General features: G+C 28.0%; 16 protein-coding genes and 1 other RNA gene. 6 read left to right on the forward strand and 11 right to left on the reverse strand.

Annotation, left to right across the window (positions count from 1 at the left end; genetic code table 11):
• The gene (locus CP965_RS04745) at positions 1-1,194 is read right to left on the reverse strand and encodes a saccharopine dehydrogenase family protein (protein ID WP_129060931.1); all 1,194 of its coding nucleotides are present in this window, start codon (positions 1,192-1,194) and stop codon (positions 1-3) included.
• The gene (bioA, locus tag CP965_RS04750; RefSeq protein WP_129060932.1) at positions 1,195-2,445 is read right to left on the reverse strand and encodes an adenosylmethionine--8-amino-7-oxononanoate transaminase; all 1,251 of its coding nucleotides are present in this window, start codon (positions 2,443-2,445) and stop codon (positions 1,195-1,197) included. It lies immediately after the preceding gene.
• Between the two features lie 46 nt (positions 2,446-2,491).
• Between bioA and ssrA the strand changes: the two genes are divergently transcribed.
• Positions 2,492-2,893, forward strand: a transfer-messenger RNA (tmRNA) gene (gene ssrA / locus CP965_RS04755).
• A gap of 507 nt (positions 2,894-3,400) precedes the next feature.
• Here ssrA and CP965_RS04760 read toward each other — a convergent pair.
• On the reverse strand, positions 3,401-5,512 hold the full coding sequence (locus CP965_RS04760) for a TonB-dependent receptor (RefSeq protein ID WP_129060933.1): 2,112 nt from the start codon (positions 5,510-5,512) through the stop codon (positions 3,401-3,403).
• A 103-nt stretch (positions 5,513-5,615) separates the two neighbouring features.
• Between CP965_RS04760 and CP965_RS04765 the strand changes: the two genes are divergently transcribed.
• The 3 genes from CP965_RS04765 (at position 5,616) to CP965_RS04775 (ending at position 8,454) form a co-directional block, all read left to right on the forward strand.
• The gene (locus tag CP965_RS04765; protein WP_129060934.1) at positions 5,616-6,518 is read left to right on the forward strand and encodes a helix-turn-helix domain-containing protein; all 903 of its coding nucleotides are present in this window, start codon (positions 5,616-5,618) and stop codon (positions 6,516-6,518) included.
• Positions 6,519-6,659: 141 nt separating this feature from the next.
• A complete protein-coding gene (locus CP965_RS04770; protein ID WP_129060935.1) occupies positions 6,660-7,559 on the forward strand; it encodes a uroporphyrinogen-III synthase in 900 nt (299 codons plus the stop codon).
• Complete coding sequence (locus CP965_RS04775) at positions 7,549-8,454, forward strand: DMT family transporter (RefSeq protein WP_228712675.1); 906 nt, start codon at positions 7,549-7,551, stop codon at positions 8,452-8,454. The genes CP965_RS04770 and CP965_RS04775 overlap by 11 nt, the downstream gene beginning before the upstream one ends.
• A 2-nt stretch (positions 8,455-8,456) precedes the next feature.
• On the opposite strand, the gene CP965_RS04780 is transcribed toward CP965_RS04775, so the two are convergent.
• The 6 genes from CP965_RS04780 to CP965_RS04805 all read right to left on the reverse strand — a co-directional run bounded on the left by CP965_RS04780 (position 8,457) and on the right by CP965_RS04805 (position 15,541).
• Positions 8,457-9,722, reverse strand: coding sequence for a glucose-6-phosphate isomerase (locus tag CP965_RS04780; RefSeq protein ID WP_129060936.1), 1,266 nt, complete (start codon positions 9,720-9,722; stop codon positions 8,457-8,459).
• 88 nt (positions 9,723-9,810) lie between these two features.
• A complete protein-coding gene (gene galU / locus CP965_RS04785) occupies positions 9,811-10,644 on the reverse strand; it encodes a UTP--glucose-1-phosphate uridylyltransferase GalU (protein WP_129060937.1) in 834 nt (277 codons plus the stop codon).
• Positions 10,641-12,380, reverse strand: coding sequence for an alpha-amylase family glycosyl hydrolase (locus CP965_RS04790; protein ID WP_129060938.1), 1,740 nt, complete (start codon positions 12,378-12,380; stop codon positions 10,641-10,643). The genes galU and CP965_RS04790 overlap by 4 nt, the downstream gene beginning before the upstream one ends.
• Positions 12,380-13,591, reverse strand: coding sequence for a glycosyltransferase family protein (locus CP965_RS04795; protein ID WP_129060939.1), 1,212 nt, complete (start codon positions 13,589-13,591; stop codon positions 12,380-12,382). Before CP965_RS04795 ends, CP965_RS04790 begins: the two co-directional genes overlap by 1 nt.
• A gap of 1 nt (position 13,592) precedes the next feature.
• On the reverse strand, positions 13,593-14,753 hold the full coding sequence (locus CP965_RS04800) for a glycerate kinase type-2 family protein (RefSeq protein WP_129060940.1): 1,161 nt from the start codon (positions 14,751-14,753) through the stop codon (positions 13,593-13,595).
• Positions 14,735-15,541, reverse strand: a complete 807-nt coding sequence (locus tag CP965_RS04805; protein ID WP_129060941.1) for an HAD-IIB family hydrolase — start codon at positions 15,539-15,541, stop codon at positions 14,735-14,737. The genes CP965_RS04800 and CP965_RS04805 overlap by 19 nt, the downstream gene beginning before the upstream one ends.
• Before the next feature lie 182 nt (positions 15,542-15,723).
• On the opposite strand from CP965_RS04805, the gene CP965_RS04810 reads away from it, so the two are divergent.
• Positions 15,724-16,140 (forward strand): hypothetical protein, encoded by a 417-nt coding sequence (locus tag CP965_RS04810; protein ID WP_129060942.1) that lies wholly within the window; start codon positions 15,724-15,726, stop codon positions 16,138-16,140.
• Between the two features lie 63 nt (positions 16,141-16,203).
• A complete protein-coding gene (locus CP965_RS04815; RefSeq protein WP_129060943.1) occupies positions 16,204-16,503 on the forward strand; it encodes a hypothetical protein in 300 nt (99 codons plus the stop codon).
• 8 nt (positions 16,504-16,511) lie between these two features.
• On the opposite strand, the gene mfd is transcribed toward CP965_RS04815, so the two are convergent.
• Positions 16,512-19,505, reverse strand: coding sequence for a transcription-repair coupling factor (mfd, locus tag CP965_RS04820; RefSeq protein WP_129060944.1), 2,994 nt, complete (start codon positions 19,503-19,505; stop codon positions 16,512-16,514).
• Positions 19,502-19,816 (reverse strand): hypothetical protein, encoded by a 315-nt coding sequence (locus CP965_RS04825; protein WP_129060945.1) that lies wholly within the window; start codon positions 19,814-19,816, stop codon positions 19,502-19,504. Before CP965_RS04825 ends, mfd begins: the two co-directional genes overlap by 4 nt.
• Between the last annotated feature and the right edge of the window lie 11 nt (positions 19,817-19,827).

A 19,827-nucleotide genomic window follows, 5' to 3' on the forward strand; every position in this document is an offset into this window, starting at 1 on the left:
CTACTCTAAATCTAATATCTTCCAAGGAAGACCTTGAGTCATTAGTTCATCCATAAATGGCTTCGCGTCAAACTCTTCAATATTGAACACACCTTTTCCATCCCAGATACCTTTATATAACATTTTTGTTCCAATCATCGCTGGAACTCCTGTTGTATATGAAACTGCTTGTGCTCCTGTCTCTTTGTAGCACTCTTGGTGGTCACAAACATTGTAGATATAAACTTTCTTTTTCTTTCCATCTTTGATACCTTCAATAATACAACCAATATTTGTTTTACCAACTGTTCTTGGTCCTAATGAAGCAGGGTCTGGTAATAATGTAGTTAAAAACTCTATTGGAGTGATTTCTACACCTTTGTGCATTATTGGTTCAATACCTAACATTCCTACATTTTGTAAGCAGTTCATATGTTGGATATAAGAATCTCCAAATGTCATAAAGAATCTAATTCTTTTTAAGCCTTTGATATTTTTTGATAATGACTCTAACTCTTCATGGTATAAAAGATATGAAGGTTTAACTCCAACTTCTGGATAATCATGGTCAACTCTGATTTCTAATGGCTTTGTTTCAATCCACTTTCCATCTTCCCAATATCTTCCATTTGCAGATACTTCTCTTAAGTTGATTTCTGGGTTAAAGTTTGTAGCAAAAGGATATCCATGGTCACCTGCATTACAATCCATGATATCAATATAGTTTATTTCATCAAATAGATTTTGTTGGGCATAGGCACAAAATACACCTGTAACACCTGGGTCAAAACCACTTCCAAGTAAAGCTTTTACACCTGCTTTTTCGAACTGTTCATGTCTAGCCCATTGTTCTTTGTACTCAAACTTAGCTTCATCTGGGTGCTCATAATTTGCAGTATCTACATAATCAACACCACATTCAGTACAAGCATCCATGATTGTTAAATCTTGATAAGGTAAGGCTACATTTAAAACAACCTTTGGATTAACCTCTTTAATTAGACTTACTAATTGAGGAATATCATCAGCATCAACTTGGGCAGTTTGAATCTCAACTCCAAGTTTCTCTTTAATATCCATTGCGATTGAATCACACTTTTTAACCGTTCTTGACGCTAGTGTAATTTTTTCAAATGTATCAATATTCATAGCACACTTTACAGTTGCCACACGACTAACTCCACCTGCACCAATGATTAAAATACCTTTTTTCATCTATTTTTGCTCCATATTTTTAAATTGAATATTTGCTTTTTTAATTGCGTTTATCATTGCATTACATATCTTATTTAATTCTTCATTAGTAATTGTATAAGCAACGATTGAATAAATCAGTTTTCCAAATGGTCTTATCCATACACCCTCTTTTTGACACTCATCTTGTATAAACTGAGCGAAATTAGGGTCATGAAGTTCTACTACACCAATTGCACCAATTGTTCTAATATCTTTTACAATTTCTACTTCTTCCAAAGTGTTTAGTTTTTGAGTAAATATTTTATTGATATTTGAAACTTTTTCTTGCCAGTTTGACTCTAATAGTAAATCAATACTAGCATTTGCCACACTACAAGCTAAAGGGTTTCCCATAAATGTTGGACCATGCATAAGTACACCTATTTCAGAGTTTGAAATAGTATCACTTATGTGTTTTGTTGTGCACATTGCAGCAAGTGTCATCATACCACCTGTTAGGCACTTTCCTATTGTTATAATATCAGGTACTACATCTGCATGTTCACAAGCCCACATTTTACCAGTGTGACCAAAGCCTGTTGCTATCTCATCAGCGATGAAAATTATATCATATTTCGTACATAATTCACGCAACTTTACTAGATAATCAGGTTTATGAATTTTCATACCACCTGCACCTTGAACTATTGGTTCTAATACTATACCCGCAACTTCATGGTGATGTTTTTCTATTGTTTTTTCAATATTTTCAATACTTGTAAAAATATTGTTTGGTAAATAGTTTCCATATAGTGAGTGCATACTATTATTTGGGTCACACACTCCCATACAGCCTAAGGTATCTCCATGATAAGCATTTTCTAAAGATATAAACTTATCTACATTTTTACCTTTTGCTTTTTGGTATAAAATAGCTGTTTTTAATGCAACTTCAATACTAACACTTCCACTATCTGCTAAAAATACACTAGGTAAACCTGTAAGTTTTGCTAACTTTTCACAAAGAAGAGCTGCTGGTTCATGAGTAAGTCCTCCAAACATAACATGAGGCATAATATTTGCTTGTTTTTGTAAAGCCTCTACTAGCTTTGGATTGTTATATCCATGGATTGCACTCCACCATGAACTCATGGCATCTATAAGTTCAGTATCATCTTCTAAAACAATAGTTTGTCCAAAAGTTTTCTTTACTGGTAGTATTTTTGTTTTTGTTGGCAAAGAGTTATAAGGATGCCAAGTATGCTTTTTATCTAATTCTATATAATTCATAAGTGACATTATATAAAAAAAGTGCTATAATTCCACTTTATTTACTGGGGATGACTTGGTATCGATTAGAGCAGTGAGGATCAGTTGCATGTCGGCCTGAACATGCCGTTACGCGGTTCACTTTTTTTTAGACGCAAACAATACTGATTACGCTCCAGCTTACGCAAAAGCTGCGTAAGTTTTAACAAACTTATAGGACTCGCCTTAGGGCTTGAGACCTCGGAGGCTCACACTACTGATTCTATCTAAGTAGATTTTAGTGGGTTCACCCAAGATAGATTATCATCTTAGAATTGATTTGGCTAATTTGAGACACTTTTAAATCTTAGCTTCGCAATTGTTTTGCGGGTTGAGCTGTTGTGAAGTGAAATTTTTCAACCCTTCTAAGCATGTAGACGCTGGTAGTAGCTGTTTTAAGACTGGAGTTCGATTCTCCACATCTCCACCAATATTAATGATTATGCTCTCATACTTATTTTAATTAAAGTAATATTCTCTTTTATTTAAAAAAGAATTTAAAATATTAATTAAAAAAGCTATAAATAATTTATAGTTTTTCATATAAAAAAGTTACTAATATACACAATGCTAATTATTCCACAATCAGAACATTATCTTTTGATTTACATATAAATGAGCTAACAAAGCTTGTAGGTGTATAAAGACCCTTCAAATTTCACCCAAGCTTTTTATAAACGGTTTAGAGTAAGACCAAAAAAGCTTATAAGAAGTAGGAAATATTATTAAAATATAATATGGCGAGATGCTATCTTTTTATCATAAATGAAACCTTCATGCCATTTTTTCTAAAGACAACATTATAAATACAAATGTCATGTGAAGTCTGACCCTTTCAATAGTACCGGAATCAGACACCCTGACAATTGGCGCAGTAGGTCCTTTATCAAATGTTTTGAAAAGTTGATAAATTAATATCAACTTTCATATTTATACACTAAAAACGATATTTAGCACCGATCCCTATAAATCTTCCTTTGCCGAAAGTCAAAGCATTTCCCGTAGACCAAGCAGTAGCAGTGGTTAAATAGCTTTCATCTGTCATATTATTAGCATAAGTATAAATATCCCAATCATCAAAGAGATATCCTACTTTTATATTTGCTATAGTATAAGGATCTTCTTTCATATCATTTGCACTATCAAAATATATTTTCCCTTGATTTCTTATATCAAATCTACCGTATATTCCATTATCATTAAAATACGATACTCCTATATTAGCGGTATGTGAAGGAGTCATCTCTATTTTGTTATCTTTATTACTATTTCCACTTTGATCAGTATACTCATCATACTTTGCTTCTATAAATCCTAAAGAGGTGCCTATACTCCAATTATCATTTATAGTATATTCTAGTTCTAATTCTAGTCCTTGAGAGTGTGCTTTCCCAGCATTTGAAGTATATCCCGTAGCCGTTGCATCATAACTATAAACATGCATATCATCTATATCCATATAAAAAAGTGCTGCTGAGAGATATAAACTATTATCCAATAAATTACCCCGAATTCCAAGTTCATAGTTTGTAGATTTTTGAGCATCAAATTTATTTTGTTCTACAGTTCCTCCACCGCTAGGAAAAAGATTATACCCTCCTGCAAGATATCCTTGTGTGATACTAAAGTAAGATGTTAGATCATTATCTATCTTGTATGAAAGAGCAAGTTTAGGTAAAAAAGTATTCCAAGTATTATCCGTATCAAAAGTATTAATAGGATTTCCCGTAGTACCAGAAGGTAAAACATAATAGTTTAAATCTATCTCTTTTTTAATTTTTTGGTATCTTCCACCTAAAGTTAGCTCATAATCCTCCCAAAAAGGGATAACAACTTGTCCAAAAGTTGCTATTGTATCACTATTTATTTCAGAAATGGCATTCATCGATACATCTATCCCTGCTCCAAAAGGATTGCCCATCATAGAAGCAGGATATGTTGCTCCGAATTTATCGTTATTTAATTTATTTTTTTCATAATATACACCTGCTATCCACTTAAATGTATCTTTTTCACCTGACAGTCTAAACTCTTGCGATAGATTTTTTGTTTCCTGTTTTGAAAATGTTGATAAATCATCCCATACAGGATCATCAGATAAATCAAGATCTATGTTTGTCTCTGTATTTGATATACTGTGAGTTGTAAGTGAACTAAAAGTGATATCATTAAAATCATAGTCCACATGTAAAGCCTGAGAATTTGTCTTTGCTTTTGTGTAGGTATCCACATCATAAGATAGTTCTTCAAAATCTTCTTTTTTATAACTACTGATATCTGAACCTAAAGGTGCTATTCCACCTTCTATACCGTATTTATCATTTTTATCATTGTTTATAATAAATTTTATACTTAGATTATCAGTTGGGTTATATTTTAAATTTGCATTGAAAAGATACCTTTCTTGTTCATTTGCATTTTCTTTATTCTTTGGATGATGGTTCGTAGCATAGCCGTCAGTTTGAAAATAAGTACCGTTTATTCCTAAAAATAGTTTATTGTCAATCAATGGAGTACTTATATCAAAAGCCGTGTCTTTTGTATTATCTGTGCTATATTCAGCAGAGATACTTCCCTCTACTGTGTTTGATGGCTCTTTAGTAATGATATTAATAACTCCACCCATAGAATCTCTTCCATAAATTGAGCCTTGTGGACCTCTTAGAACTTCTACTCTTAAAATATTTGATATTGTTTTATCGAAACCATACATATTACTATAAGGTATTCCATCTATAAATATCACTATTGGATTTGTATTTGTAAAATGTGAATTATTAATCCCTCTAAAATTTACTCTATCTGAATTCATATAAGATGTAATAAGATTTGGAATATATTTTATTAAGTCACTAACCTTATCTATCCCTTTTTCTTCAATTTCAACATCTGTCATAACCGTAATACTTTGAGGAATATCTTTAATATTTTCTTCCATTTTATTTGCAGTTACCGTTACTTCGCCTACATTTTGAGTTTCATTTGCATTAAGAATATTAAATAATATTAATGCTGTAGAAAAAGATAATTTTACTATTCTTTGTTTCATTTGATGTACCTTTTATTTTTCTCATAGTATACTAATAGAGATTATCAAAATCAAATCTTTATTTATCCTATATGTAGTATAATTAAATTTATAAGGAGTTTTTTTGTCATATAGAAATTTATTTAGTAATAAAAATCCATTTAAAAAAATTTCTGATAACTTATTTTTTTTAAAATCACAATATTATTTAGAAGACAATATAAGATACTCAGGTTCAATGCCAATAAGTGGCTTGGTTTTCTTCTATCATCACCAAGGCAATAGTAATTGTGATTTTGAAAGTTTATCTTTATCTACATCTTATCAAGAAAAACCATTTTCGGTACTAACTGTGAATAATAATGATAAAGGAACTATATCTATTAAAAAAGGAGATATTTCTACTTCAAGTATCACTTTAGAAAAAGAGTTTTTACTAAAAAGTCTTCCTGAGGGAAAAGTAAAAGAAAAGATCATAGAAAACCTTGAAACAAATAAACCTTGCGAACTTTTAGCAAAAAAAGATATTAATCCTCAATCACAACTTTTACTAAATACTTTATACAACAACCCTTTTAACAGCCAACTTGATGAACTCTATGCCCAATCAAAAATATTAGAACTTATTTATTTAGAGTTTCAAAGCCTTATAGATATAGAACCAAATAAAAACAATAAATTAAAACTAGATGACTATGATATTGAAGCAATAAAAAAAGCAAAAGAGATTCTTGTCCAAAATATGAAAAATCCTCCTAGCATAATTGAACTTTCTCATACGATAGGAATAAATGAGTTTAAATTAAAATCTGGTTTTAAAACAGTTTTTAATGATACTCCATACAATATTCTTCTAGATTATAAATTAGAATATGCAAAAGAGTTATTACTTGCTTCTGATATGAATGTAGGAGAGATAGCAAAGCAGACAGGATATAAATATCTACAAAGTTTTACAAAAGCTTTTGTTAAAAAATATGGTGTAAGACCTATTGATATTATGAAAAAAAGAAAATATTATTTTTAAAATTTTATATATTGGAGTAAAATTCTTAGATAATTAACTTTTCAGTTATTAAAAATCTCATTATTACTATTTTTTGGTTACAATTTAAGAATAAATTAATCTTAAAAAACATATATTACATTTTAAATAGGGAGTTAGGTTATGAATATAAAAAAACTTATTGATTCTTTAGATTTAATCTATTATGAGTATAATCCAAAAACAAATATAATCAAAGTTGATAATAGTTATTCTAATTTTCATACCCAAAGAGAATTTACAAAAATAACTTTTTATTTATCAAAAAAACATATAAAATTTGATGTGTTAGGAGACAAGTCTATTTTGGTTAATTCAAAAAATTCTATACCTTGCAAAATAAAAAGAGCATATAAATCTTTTGTAGAAGATCTTAAAAATAAAAATAAAAATATTTATGTTTTAAGTAACAAAAAAGTTAAATGGGCAAAAAACATTCCTCTTTTTGAAATAAAATATATAAAAAAAGATATCTATTTAGATAATTATGATGCTTTGATTTTTACTTCAAAAAGTGCTATTAATTCTATAAATTCCTTTAACAAAGATTGGAAAAAGCTTCCATCTTATGTTATTTCATATCAAAGTGCTAAACTAGTTAAAAGTTTAAATGGAAATCTTAAATTTATTGGAAAAGAAAAACATGGAGATAAATTTGCTTTAGAAATTGCCGAAGAATTAAAAGGTAAAAGAGTTCTTTACTTAAGAGGTGAAAAAGTTATTTCTGATTTAGTTAATATTTTAAATTCAAAGGGTGTAACTTGTGAGGAGATTTCTATTTATGAAAATAATTATAAAAAACCTGATAAAAATATTTCACTTCCAAAAAATTCTAAAATAATTTTTTCTTCTCCATCTACAATTGAGTATTTCTTAAAAAATTTTAAATGGAAAGATACTTATCATGCAATATCTATAGGAAATACAACTGCAAAACATTTTCCAGACTATATAAAACCAATAATTGCTGATGATACTTCAATAGAGGCTTGCGTACAAAAAGCAGTAGAAATTGACTCATAACAATTCTATAGCTTTTGGGCATTTTTATATTTTCTTAGCCACTGTTTTAATAGGTGGTTCTTTTATTGCTGTTGAAAATTTAGCTGGTTTAATAAATCCTTTTTCTTTAATACTACTTAGATTTTTGATTTCTGCCATAATTTTATCTCCTTTTGTTTTATTTAGACAAAAGCTAAGAAGACAAGTCATTCCTACACTAAAAAGAGGAGCTATAATTAGTCTTTTTTATGCAGGTTTTTTTATTCTTCAATTAATCGCTTTAGAAGATACAACTGCTTTAAATACAGGGGCTTTATATACCTTAACTCCTTTATTAACTGCTTTATTTAGTATTTTCTTTTTTAAAGATAAAATCTCTATAAAACAATATTCAATATTTTTTCTAGCAGTAATTAGTACTTGTGGAGTTATTTTTAAGGGAAGTCTTGATTTATTATTAAGTTTTTCTCTAAATGAAGGGGATTTAGTATTTTTTATTAGTATGATTTTAATGGCTTTTTATTCTATTGTACTTAAACTTTTTCAAAAAAATGAAGCACCAATTGTTATGGTATTTTCTATTTTATTAGGTGGTTCTTTTTGGATGTTTTTAATTTTGATTTTATTTGATATCCCTCTTAATTGGTCTTTTATAAAAGGAAGATATGCTTTTGATATTGGCTATTTAATCATTATGACCACTTTACTTACATTATATTTATATCAAAAAGCTACTGCTGTATTAAATCCTAAAATTATAATGTCATATATTTATTTAAATCCAGCAATTGTTGCTATTTTAGTAGCTATATTTAATGGAATTGTTTTAGACTATATTGTTTGGATATTTATATTTATTTCTTGCATAAGTACAGTTTTACTTCAATATATTTTACATCAGGAGAAAAAAGTTTAAAACTATTTTTTAAACTTTTTTACTAACTTTTTCTTACCAAACTCAACTCCTGGTTGGTCATAGGTATTTATTTCTAACATCTGTCCTACTGCTGATGTTAGTAATTCATAATAAGATATTAAAACTCCCATATTTGAAGCTGATATTTTATCTAAAGTTATTAAATCAGCTGGAATATCATTTTCAACTATTGTTTCAAAAGTTGCATTGCACTCTTCATTTATAAGTTTACTAAAAGTTTGTCCATTTATATAATTTGTATTATCTAAAAAATCTAATTGAATATTTGGTATTTTACTTTTATTTTCAAAATCTTCTACTTTTAAAACCGTTACAGTTTTATCTTTTGGGCCTTGAATAATTAATTGTAAAAAAGAGTGCTGATCAACTGAACCAACTAAATGAACAGGAGTTAAACCTACACTATTTCCAAAAATATCATTTTTTCCTAATGATTCTGCCCAAAGTTGTACATACCATTGATTAAAATATGTAAAAGAAGAAGAATAGCTAAACAGTACATTTATAGGATATCTTTTTGCAATCTTTGTATAAAAAAAAGCTTTTTCTAGAATATTATTTTGTTTTTGGTTAAAAAAAGATTCAATAAAATTCTCTGAAGCCTTTAGTAAAGACTTTACTTCAATATTCATTAAATATAAAGGTACAATTCCAACAGCTGAAAGAACAGAAAATCTTCCTCCCACATTATTTGGTATATTAAACTGTTTTATAGAGTACTTATCAGAAAATTTTGACAAAGCAGAACCTTTATCTGTGATAGTAACAAATCTTTGGGAATCTGACTTTTTATTTAAATCAAATTTATATTTTTTTAAAATATATTTAAAAATTGAAGTTGTTTCAATTGTTGTTCCTGATTTAGAGACAACTAAAAACAGTGCTTTATTTTTATCAATTCTTTTCAAAGTTTCACTAATATATATTGGGTCAACATTTTCTAAAAAGTATAATTTTCTTTTTGTTTTAGTGTTGTGCTTCAAAAACTCAAATACTGCTTTTGTACCTAAACTTGATCCTCCAATACCAATAACAACTACATCTCTAATCAAATCTTTTTTAAGATAATTATTTTCATTATTAAATACTTCTAAAGAGTTTACTAATTTTGAACTATTTTTTGGTAAATTATAATAACCAATTTTATCAGAATCTCTTTCTCTTTCTAAACCTTTAAAGCTCTTTTTTATTACTTCTTTTGCTACTTTTCCAATTTTAGCTTCAAATCTATGTTCAAAATTTATCATTTCAAATTACCTTTAAAAAATCTTGTCCAATTATAGTATTTTATACTTATAAATATTATAAATTATAAAGGTTTCAATTAAATTACAATTATTTTTTTTCTTTTTCTAAATTATAGTAATAATTTGTTGCCTCTACAAAACCATCTACACTACCACAATCAAATCTTTTCCCTTTGAATTTATATGCTATTACCATTCCTTTTTTTGCTTGTGAACAAAGAGCATCTGTAATTTGTAGTTCACCATTCTTACCAGGTTTTGTTTTTTCAATTATTTCAAAAATATCAGGAGTAAGAACATATCTTCCTATTACAGCTAGATTTGAGGGAGCTTTATCATTATCAGGTTTTTCAACCATATTTGAAACCATAAATACACCCTCTTCTATTTGATTTCCTTCTATTATTCCATATTTATGAACATCTTCTTTAGGAACTTCCATACAAGCTACAATACAACACTTATATTTTTCATAAAGTTTTACCATTTGTTTTAAGATTCCATCACCTTTTGGATTTACACAAAGGTCATCTGCTAAAACTACAGCAAAAGGATCTGTCTCTCCCACTAAAACTTTACCTTTAAATATTGCATCGCCTAAACCTTTCATTTCATTTTGTCTTGTATAAGTAAAGGTACATTTATCAATAATATTTCTAATATCTGCAAGCATTTTTTCTTTTGATGAACCTTGAATTTGATGCTCTAATTCGTAAGATATATCAAAATGATCAGTTATAGCTCTTTTCCCTCGTCCTGTAATAATAGACATTACATCACATCCTGCTTCCATTGCTTCTTCAACTCCATATTGAATAAGTGGTTTTGTTAATATAGGTAACATTTCTTTAGGCATTGCTTTAGTTGCAGGTAAAAATCTTGTTCCATATCCTGCTGCTGGAAATAAACATTTTTTTATCATTTTTTCTCCTTTTTTATATTCCCTTTTAACCAAAGCATTTGGTAAGGTTCTAAAGTTATTTCTCTTTTTTCTTCTATTTTTACTGTTAAATTTGACGAAAGTATATCATATAAAGGTAGGCTTATTTCTTTAGGAATTTCACATTTTACTATTTCATTAGAAAAATTATGAACTGCTAAGATACGTTCTTCACAAGCTACACATTTTTGATCAATTATAAAAAGTCTTGAATCTAAATCTAAAAATTCAAACTGTCCAAAAGGATTAAAAGCTTTCTCATTTATTCTAATTGAAATTAATCTTTTATAACTATCAAACATTGTTTTTGCGAGTGTTCCTTGAGTTGAAAGTTCTTGTTCTAACCAATCTATATTAAGTTTCTCTCTATTTATTGTTCTATTTTGTCCACTATGTTTTACTCCATCATAATAGTTTCTTGAACCAACTAGAGAATGAAAATATATTCCAGGAACTCCGGGCATGGCTAAAACTGTCCCTTGAGTGAGAAGCATTTTTTTTAATCTTAAATGATCATCTTCCTTAGGTAAAGTTAAAGCATCAATATAAGAACAGTTTAATTCATAAGGACTTTGAGAACCATCTTCATTTGCTCTATAAGATACTAAACCTCCATTCTCTTTTATTCTTTCAACTAAGTTATCAATTTCTTCTTGCTCTAAAATATCATTTACAGGTCTAAGACCTATTCCATCATGACTTGCAGTAAAATTAAAAAAGCATACTTTATCACTTGGCAAAGACAGAGTTTTTGCCCAAGAGCTTAATTTCTTAGTGTCAGCATTATGTATTGAGTGTACCAATAAAGGTGGCAATGCAAAATTATATACCATCTGTGCTTCATCATCTCCACTTCCAAAATATGAAACATTTTCTTTGTGTGGTACATTTGTTTCTGTTATTATAATTACTTCAGGGGCAACCTCATGTAATACCTCTCTCATAAGTTGAATCAATTCATGGGTTTGAGGAAGATGAACACATGATGTTCCTATTTCTTTCCAAATAAATGCAATTGCATCAAGTCTAATTAATGTAGCCCCTTTTTCAATATAATAAAACATACTATCAAGTACATTTCTTAAAACTCTATGACTCTTATAATTTAAATCAACTTGGTCTTTGCTAAAAGTCGTCCAAATGTGTCTTATTTTCCCACAGTCATCAGTAAACTCACTTAATAATGGTGTTGCTCTTGGTCTTACAACTTTACTTAAATCAGTACTTGGATCTACTTCTATAAAATAGTCCTTGAAATACTCATCTGATGCTAAATATGCTCTAAACCAATCAGAAAATTGTGACACATGATTTATAACTCCATCAACCATTAGTCTATATTCATTAGAAATTTGCTCTATTTGTTTCCAAGAACCCATATGAGGGTCAACGGCATTATAATTTACTACAGAAAAACCATCATCTGAAGAGTATGGATAAAAAGGCAAAATATGTATTGAGTTTATTATTCCTTTTAAATGAGAGTCCATAAACTCCTTTAACGTTTGTAAAGATGGTTCACTCTCTTTATTTACTTGGTCACCATAAGTTATTAAAATAACATCTTTTTCACTAAGATGATAAGGTTTTGATTCAATTCTTGATTTATACTTAAAAACTAAATCAATAATACTATTTACAGCTTTTTGGGCAATTTCTGGAGGATACAACTTATTGATTCTTTTATTAATTGTATGTTTGGAATTAGAAATATGCATTATTTATTATCCTCTTGTACTGCTTCATAAAATTTATAAGAAAAATCAGGAAGAACCGATCTAACTGTAATCCAAGGAGATAAAGAAGGTATTCCCATTGGGTCTTCATAAAATTCGTGAGCTGCTTCTTTTATAGCTTCTTGAAAGGCTTCAACTGCTTTTATCTCTTTTTCCCTATTATATGAAAGTGCATTTAATTTACTTAAAGCATTGTATTTTGAAATTTCGAATCTTGATTCTTGAAAATATGTAGCAAGAAGGGTTTTAAAAGAGCTTTGTGAAAAAACAACTCCCTCTTGTGCCATTACACGAAAAAGTGTTTTTGCAATATCATTTGCCATTTTATATATTCCACCACCACTATCAGAACTTCCCAAATCTTGATGTTTATGTTCATAACTTTCCATAATTTCTGTTTGGCAAATTCTTTTATTTGAAGTATTTTTATAAACTTCGCTTAAAGTAGAAACTTCTAAGCCCCAAGTTGGAGAAATTGCAATTCCTCTTCCAAGAGACCTTATAAAGGAAAACTCTCCTGATAGGGAATATCTAAAACTTTCCATATATTCTAAATATCTATCATTTCCAAAAACTTTTTTTAAAGAATTAACTAAAGGAGTAAAAAGTAATCTTGTAGCTCTTCCATGAAGCTTATAAGTTACCCTTGAATAAAAGCCTTTATTAAATTCAAAATCTAATGCGGGATGAACAATTGGATAAAAAAGTCTTGCAGGAACTTCTCTTGTATAATTTACAATATCACAATCATGTAAAGCAAAAGCATAAGCATCTTTATCTGTAAGTCCATATCCTATCATTGTCCAAACATTTCTTCCTTTTCCTGGAGTTTCTAAACCAGGAAAACCTTCTTTTGTCAGTTCCTTATAAAGTTTTTGTATTGAAGGTCCATCATTCCAAAGAATATCAACTTTACAAGGTAAGACGGACATTAATTGTTTTACTTCTTCAAACTGTTCTTTTGTAGCTTTATCTAAACCTAATATTATTTTATAAAGATATTTTACTTCTTTTAACTCTTCGATTATTTTATGCATTGCAGGAGTTTCAAACTCTGAGTATAATGCAGGTAAAAGAAGTACCATTCTTCTTCTTTTACTAAACTCATGTAAATCTTCTTCTAAACTTTCTAAATTTCTATTCCCTAGATTTTGTAAAGTAGTGATTACTCCATTTTGAAAAAAATCTGCCATTTTAACTCCTTTTTATTTTTAATACAAAGATAAAATCCATTACATTTGTGCCTGTTGCTTTTATAGTAAAATCATAATTTAGTTTTTTAAAAAAAGTATTACTATCACAATTTTTTAAATACTCATTTTTATCTAGATTCATCTTTTTTATTTTTGAATAAATATCTTTATCAATAAAAGCACCCGCGGAATTACTATTTCCATCAATACCATCACTTCCAGCACATAAGATAGAGATATTTTCACTAAATTGTGTTTCTTCTAATAATCTTAAAGCTAACTCTTGATTTCTTCCACCTATTCCATTTGCCTTAACTTTTGTGGTTGTTTCTCCAGCAAAAAAAAGTGCAAAGCTATCATAGTTGTTATCATATTTTTGAACTATTTCTTTTATATATTTAGCTGCACTTTTTGTATTTTTATTGAGTTTTGTTGTAATAATTTTTGTTTTTTCCACTTTATTTTTAATAGATTCTTTTGCTTCTTTTAGGGCTATTTTATTATTTCCAATTATATAATGAGGAACTTTTTTATCATACATTAATGCTGAACCAATTGTATTTAAATCATCTCCTATTACATCACTTAAAACTAAAGTAAGGCATTTTGCTTTTGTATAAGAGGCTAATTTTCCACCTTTTATTTGTGAAATTGATTTTCGAACACTATTTAAAACCTTTATATCAACTCCACTTTTTAAAACTGCTGTAGAAACTTTTTCAAAATCTTTAAAAGATAAACCTTCAATTGGTTTTTCAACCATTGCTGAAGCCCCACCTGATAAGAAAAAAAGTACTAAATCTTTTTCACTTAAAGATGACATTTTTTCTATTAATAAATTTCCAGCTTTAAAACTTCTTTTTGTAACTAAGGGATGAGAAGATTTAAAAGTATCAATATACTTTAATTTCTTTTCTTCTAAACAAACTGCTAAACCACCAGTTATTTTATCTTTTAGAAGTTTTTCAACTTCCCTAGCCATTGAAAAAGAAGCTTTTCCTACAGAAAATATATATAACCCTGAATACTTAGCTAAATCATATTTTGTATCTACTAAAGTTAAAATATTATCTTTAAGTGAAATATTATTTTGTATTAAGTTTTTGGCTTTTACTTTATTTACTGCTTTAAAATAAAGCTTTTCTAGTATTTCTTTAGACATTTTAAAATCATCTCCTTAAAACCTTTTGAACCTTTATATGTAGACTTTAAACTATTTTTGAAATCTGTTTGGACATACAAGCCTAAATGATTTTTTATAATAATTGCTAAAGCAACATTTTCAAACATTGGAATATCATTTTTCCCATCACCTAAAGCAATGGAATATAACTTTTTTTCTTCTAACTTTTCAAAAATTTCTATACATTTTTTTACAGCTAGACCTTTATCTTGATTTTTTCCTATCATATGGAAAAATCTTCCGCCTTTTGTAATTTTTATACTATATTTACTTGCTTCTTTCTCTATTTTTTGTAAATCTTTTTCATTTTCTAAAATAAATGGTTCAGTAAAATCTCTTTGTTTAGACAATAAAATTTGTTCTTTTTTAAGATTTGTTAAAGAACATAAAATATCAACATTTAAAGAAGAAAAACCTTGAAGAGAAAACTCTTTTTTTATCAAATTAAAAAACTTTAATATCTCATCATAAGATAAACCAAATTTTACATAATAATATTTTTCATCAAAACTAGGTAAAAAAGAGAAATCAAAGTTTTTATATTTTTTAGGGATAAAAAGTGCAGCACCATTTTCTACAATAAATGGTTCAATAATATTAAGCTCTTTTTGTAAAAGTTCTACTTCTGCTTTAGTTTTACTTGTTGTAAATACAATTGTAATACTACTTTTTCTTATAATTTCTAAAGCTTCTTTAGATTCTTCATACTTATAGTCATCATGATTTAAAAAAGTACCATCTAAATCAGTAAATATAATTTTTTTCATATTTTATTATAGCAATATTTATTCAAAAATAAATTGTTTTTTTGTATAATTCTTATTCAATGTAATTTTGTGACATTTGTGACAAAATTTAAGTTTGGAAATAATATTATTACAAATAAATATTATTACAATATTTATACTAAAGAATTATTATAACATTTAAAATTATAACAAGGCTTAAAATGAGTAAAGATTTAACAATAAAATTATCAAAAGAAATGGAAGCATACTTAAAAAAGAAAGAAATAGAAACTTCATGTAGTATGGAAAAAATTGTAGAAGATTTAATAAATGAACAAGTTAATAATAAAATTATCTTTGAGGAAGGATTCTATTATGATAAACAAAAAAATGCTTTATTTGATAAAGATAATAAGGTAGTAGAATTTACTAAACTTCAAAATGGACTTTTTCATTTATTATTACAAAAAAAAGGTGAAATTGTTGACTTCGATACAATTCATAAAGAAGTTTGGAAAAACAAAGGTATGTCAATTTTCACTATGCGAAATATTGTAAAAAGAATTAGAGATTTAACTTATTATGGGCTTATTATTAACCATTCAAATAAAGGTTACACTTTAGGTGAAACTTTTTAGTTATATTATAAGTATTTAAGTAATATATACATACAATAATGTTATATTTTTTTAAGGATTTAAATGGAACCTAATTACGATAAGATTATTGTACTAATAATAGTATTCACTGCATCTTTTTTAACTTGGAAAATCATAAAAGATTTCTATAAACAACGTTTTCATATGATTTTTGCCCACTTAATAGCAATTGTTACGGGTTCATTTATGTTACTTTCTACAATGTTTTTATTTATGCCTAAAAATTACCAAAGAGGTATGGGTCCAGAAGTTGAGTTAAGTTTCAATTCTATTGCAATTGTATTTGTAATGGTATTTGTAATTTACTTATTATTTAGCTATCTTCCAAATAGAAAAAGCTAAGGTTAGCCTTACTTTTTCTTATTTAAAAACTTTAATGTAGCATCGATAATATCATCATCATCTTTGCTTGAACTTTTTATTGTCTCTTTTGTATCATCATTTTTTGTAAATGTTATATTCATCTCATAAGATGAGATAGTTTTAATTTGCTGCTCTAATGCAAGTATTTTTATAATGATTAATTCTAAGAATTGCTTTGTTGGAATATCTGGTTTCCCAAATCTATCTTCCATCTCTTCTTCTATTTCATAAACCTCTTGTTTACTGTGACATTTAGAAAGTCTTCTATATAGTTCAAGTCTTACTCTATCTTCAACAATATAATCACTTGAGATAAATGCAGAAATAGCTAATTTGATATCAACAGTTTTAGCTTCTTCTTTTGTCTCTCCACTTAAACTAGCAAGAGCATCTTCTAACATCTTTAAATATAGTCCATAACCAATTTGTTTGATATGTCCACTTTGTGCTTCACCGATGATATTTCCACCACCTCTAATTTCTAAATCTTGGTGAGCTAAAGCAGTTCCACTTCCTAAGTAAGAGTTAGATTCTAAAGCAACTAATCTTTTTATAGCATCATTAGTAATTTGTTTTTTATCTTCAACAACGTAGTAACAGAAACCTTCTTTATCACTTCTTCCAACTCTACCTCTTAACTGGTGTAAATCAGCAATACCAAATCTATCTGCTCCATCAATAATAATTGAGTTTGCATTTGGTAAGTGAAGTCCTGATTCTACAATTGAAGTTGCAAGTAAGATATCAAACTCTTTATTATCAAATTTCTCGATTATTTCTTCTGCTTCTTTTGGTTTGATTTTAGAGTGAATAATCTCTATTCTTATATTAGGAACAATCTCTTCTATATCAGCTTTTTTAGCTTCAATTGAAGCAATATTATTATGTACATAGAAAAGTTGACCACCACGTCTTTTTTCCCTTAAAACAATCTCTTTTATAAGCTTGTCACTATACTCTTTTACGTAAGTTCTTACTCCTAGTCTCTCACTTGGAGGAGTAAGAAGTGAACTCATACCTTTTAGTTTACTAAGGGCTAAATTAAGAGTTCTTGGAATTGGTGTTGCAGACATTGAGAAAATATGAACATCATCTCTAAGCTCTTTTAACTTCTCTTTTTGTTTTACCCCAAATTTATGCTCTTCATCAATAATTACAAGAGCTAAATCATTTGTTTTTACACTTAATAAAGAGTGAGTTCCAACTACTAAGTCTAAACTTCCATCTTCAAGAGCTTTTTTAACTTGATTTTTTTCTTTTGTAGTTGATTTTCCATCAAGTTTAGCCATTCTTATACCAAACTCTTCAAATCTTTTTTGCATACCATGGAAGTGTTGTGTTGCAAGTAAAGTAGTTGGACATACAAAGATAGCTTGGTGTCCATCTAAAACAGTTGCTAAAATTGCATTCATTGCTACTTCTGTTTTACCGAAACCAACATCACCTGAAAGAAGTCTATCCATAACTCTTCCAGAACTTAAGTCCTCAAAGATTTCTCTTACACTTCTTGCTTGATCTTTCGTGTATTCAAAGCCTGCACTATTTTGGAAATCTTTTAATACTTGTTTGTCAGTATTTATTTTTATTCCATTAATTAGTTCTCTTGCAGCTGCAATTTTGATAATATCATTTGCAATAGCAAATAGTTTATCTTTTACTTTCTCTTTTAGTTTTGCAAAGCTTCCCTTACCTAGTTTATCAACTACAGCATAAGAACTTCCATCACTAACATATCTATCAATTAAATCAATATTTTCTACAGGAATTAGTAACTTATCATCCCCTGCATAAGTTACAACAACAAAATCTCTTTTTGCTCCCATAACTACAACTGGGTCTATTCCTCTATATTGACCTATTCCATGGGTTTCATGAACTACAAAATCTCCTACTTGAAGTTCATCAAGTACAAGTTTTACTTTCTTTTTTCTTCTTTTTTTAATCTCTTTATTAAGTGAAATGATTATCTCATCATTTCCAATAAGATTAATAATATAGTTTTCAAAACAAAAGTTTATATTTGAATTAGAAAGCTCTAAATCAAAAGATTTTACCTTCGCTTCAGAAGAAGAGATAATAGTTACTTTCTTATCTTCATGGAAAGTTAAAAAATCTTTTATATTTGCTGGTGATATTTCTTGATATGATTTTGAGTTAAATATCTGAGGTAGAGTTAAAAACTTATCTTTATTTATTCTTTTTTCTTCAAATACATAAACTTCTTCTAACTCATCTAAAGCTTCAAGTGTTACATATGAGTTTAATCTCTGAGGTAAATATTCACCTAGTTCACCTAAATACCAAAAACCTAAAGAGTGAATATCTTTAATAAAAGCATCACTTTCTACACTTTCTATTTGCTCATTTATTTCATCTAATGAATCTTCATCTAAAGCTAAAAAAGCAGGAGTGATTTTAAAACTTTCAATCTCATCTTTTGATGATTTTTGATCTTCAATATCAAACTCTCTAATACTTTCTACTTCATCATCAAAAAGTGATATTCTATATCCAATTTCACTTCCTAAAGGACAGATATCTAAAATATCTCCTCTTATAGAAACTTCTGCTTCACTTGTAACAATATCTACAAAATAGTATCCCCAGTTATAAAGTTTTGTTTTTAACTCTTCTAAATTTAAAGTATCTGCAAAACTTATCTCAAATGAGTCAAAGCACTTATCTTTTGGTAAGGGAAATGAAGCTGTTCTAATTGGAGCAATTAATATTTTGTCTTGTTTTTTATATGAGTAATACTCATTTAAAACTTTTGTAATATCTTGAAGTTCTGTAGAAAAAGATAATAAATCATCTCCATAGTTTGCTCTAAAATCTGCTAAACAAAAGGGTTTAAAACCTAAAAAAGAGACAATATCACTTGCTTCTTGAGCTTGTTTATCATCATTTACAATTAAAAGTTGACACTCTTTTAATTTTTTTTCATCCTTTAGTTTTTTTAAATATTCATATATGTTTTTCACGAATTAACTACTTCTTCTTTTACTTCAATAAAAGCTTTCTCTTTTTTATCATAAGTATATGGATTTGAAGGTTGTTCATTTAGTAGAAACACTAAATTTGCTTCTTCAAAACCAGCTTTTTCTAAAGCTTCTTTAAAAATTTCTAAAATATAAGTTCTTGTAAAAACTAATGAAGTTGTTGAAGTTGAAGTATAAACAAACTTTTCATCCTCAACAGTTTTAAAACTTTTTTTCTTCAAAAAACTTTGCAATTCACTTTCATCTTGTAAGCCACCAACATCTAATAAAACTAATACATCTATTGTTTCCATTTTTATCCTAA

Source organism: Halarcobacter mediterraneus, assembly GCF_004116625.1.
Taxonomy (GTDB): Bacteria; Campylobacterota; Campylobacteria; order Campylobacterales; family Arcobacteraceae; genus Halarcobacter; species Halarcobacter mediterraneus.

Coding starts and splice junctions, on each gene's coding strand:
- CP965_RS04795 (WP_129060939.1), bottom strand. CDS start 13,591: ATGGCAGATTTTTTTCAAAATGGAGTAATCACTACTTTACAAAATCTA.
- CP965_RS04790 (WP_129060938.1), bottom strand. CDS start 12,380: ATGCATATTTCTAATTCCAAACATACAATTAATAAAAGAATCAATAAG.
- bioA (WP_129060932.1), bottom strand. CDS start 2,445: ATGAATTATATAGAATTAGATAAAAAGCATACTTGGCATCCTTATAAC.
- CP965_RS04805 (WP_129060941.1), bottom strand. CDS start 15,541: ATGAAAAAAATTATATTTACTGATTTAGATGGTACTTTTTTAAATCAT.
- CP965_RS04815 (WP_129060943.1), top strand. CDS start 16,204: ATGGAACCTAATTACGATAAGATTATTGTACTAATAATAGTATTCACT.
- CP965_RS04825 (WP_129060945.1), bottom strand. CDS start 19,816: ATGGAAACAATAGATGTATTAGTTTTATTAGATGTTGGTGGCTTACAA.
- CP965_RS04780 (WP_129060936.1), bottom strand. CDS start 9,722: ATGATAAATTTTGAACATAGATTTGAAGCTAAAATTGGAAAAGTAGCA.
- galU (WP_129060937.1), bottom strand. CDS start 10,644: ATGATAAAAAAATGTTTATTTCCAGCAGCAGGATATGGAACAAGATTT.
- CP965_RS04810 (WP_129060942.1), top strand. CDS start 15,724: ATGAGTAAAGATTTAACAATAAAATTATCAAAAGAAATGGAAGCATAC.
- CP965_RS04800 (WP_129060940.1), bottom strand. CDS start 14,753: ATGTCTAAAGAAATACTAGAAAAGCTTTATTTTAAAGCAGTAAATAAA.
- CP965_RS04770 (WP_129060935.1), top strand. CDS start 6,660: ATGAATATAAAAAAACTTATTGATTCTTTAGATTTAATCTATTATGAG.
- CP965_RS04745 (WP_129060931.1), bottom strand. CDS start 1,194: ATGAAAAAAGGTATTTTAATCATTGGTGCAGGTGGAGTTAGTCGTGTG.
- CP965_RS04760 (WP_129060933.1), bottom strand. CDS start 5,512: ATGAAACAAAGAATAGTAAAATTATCTTTTTCTACAGCATTAATATTA.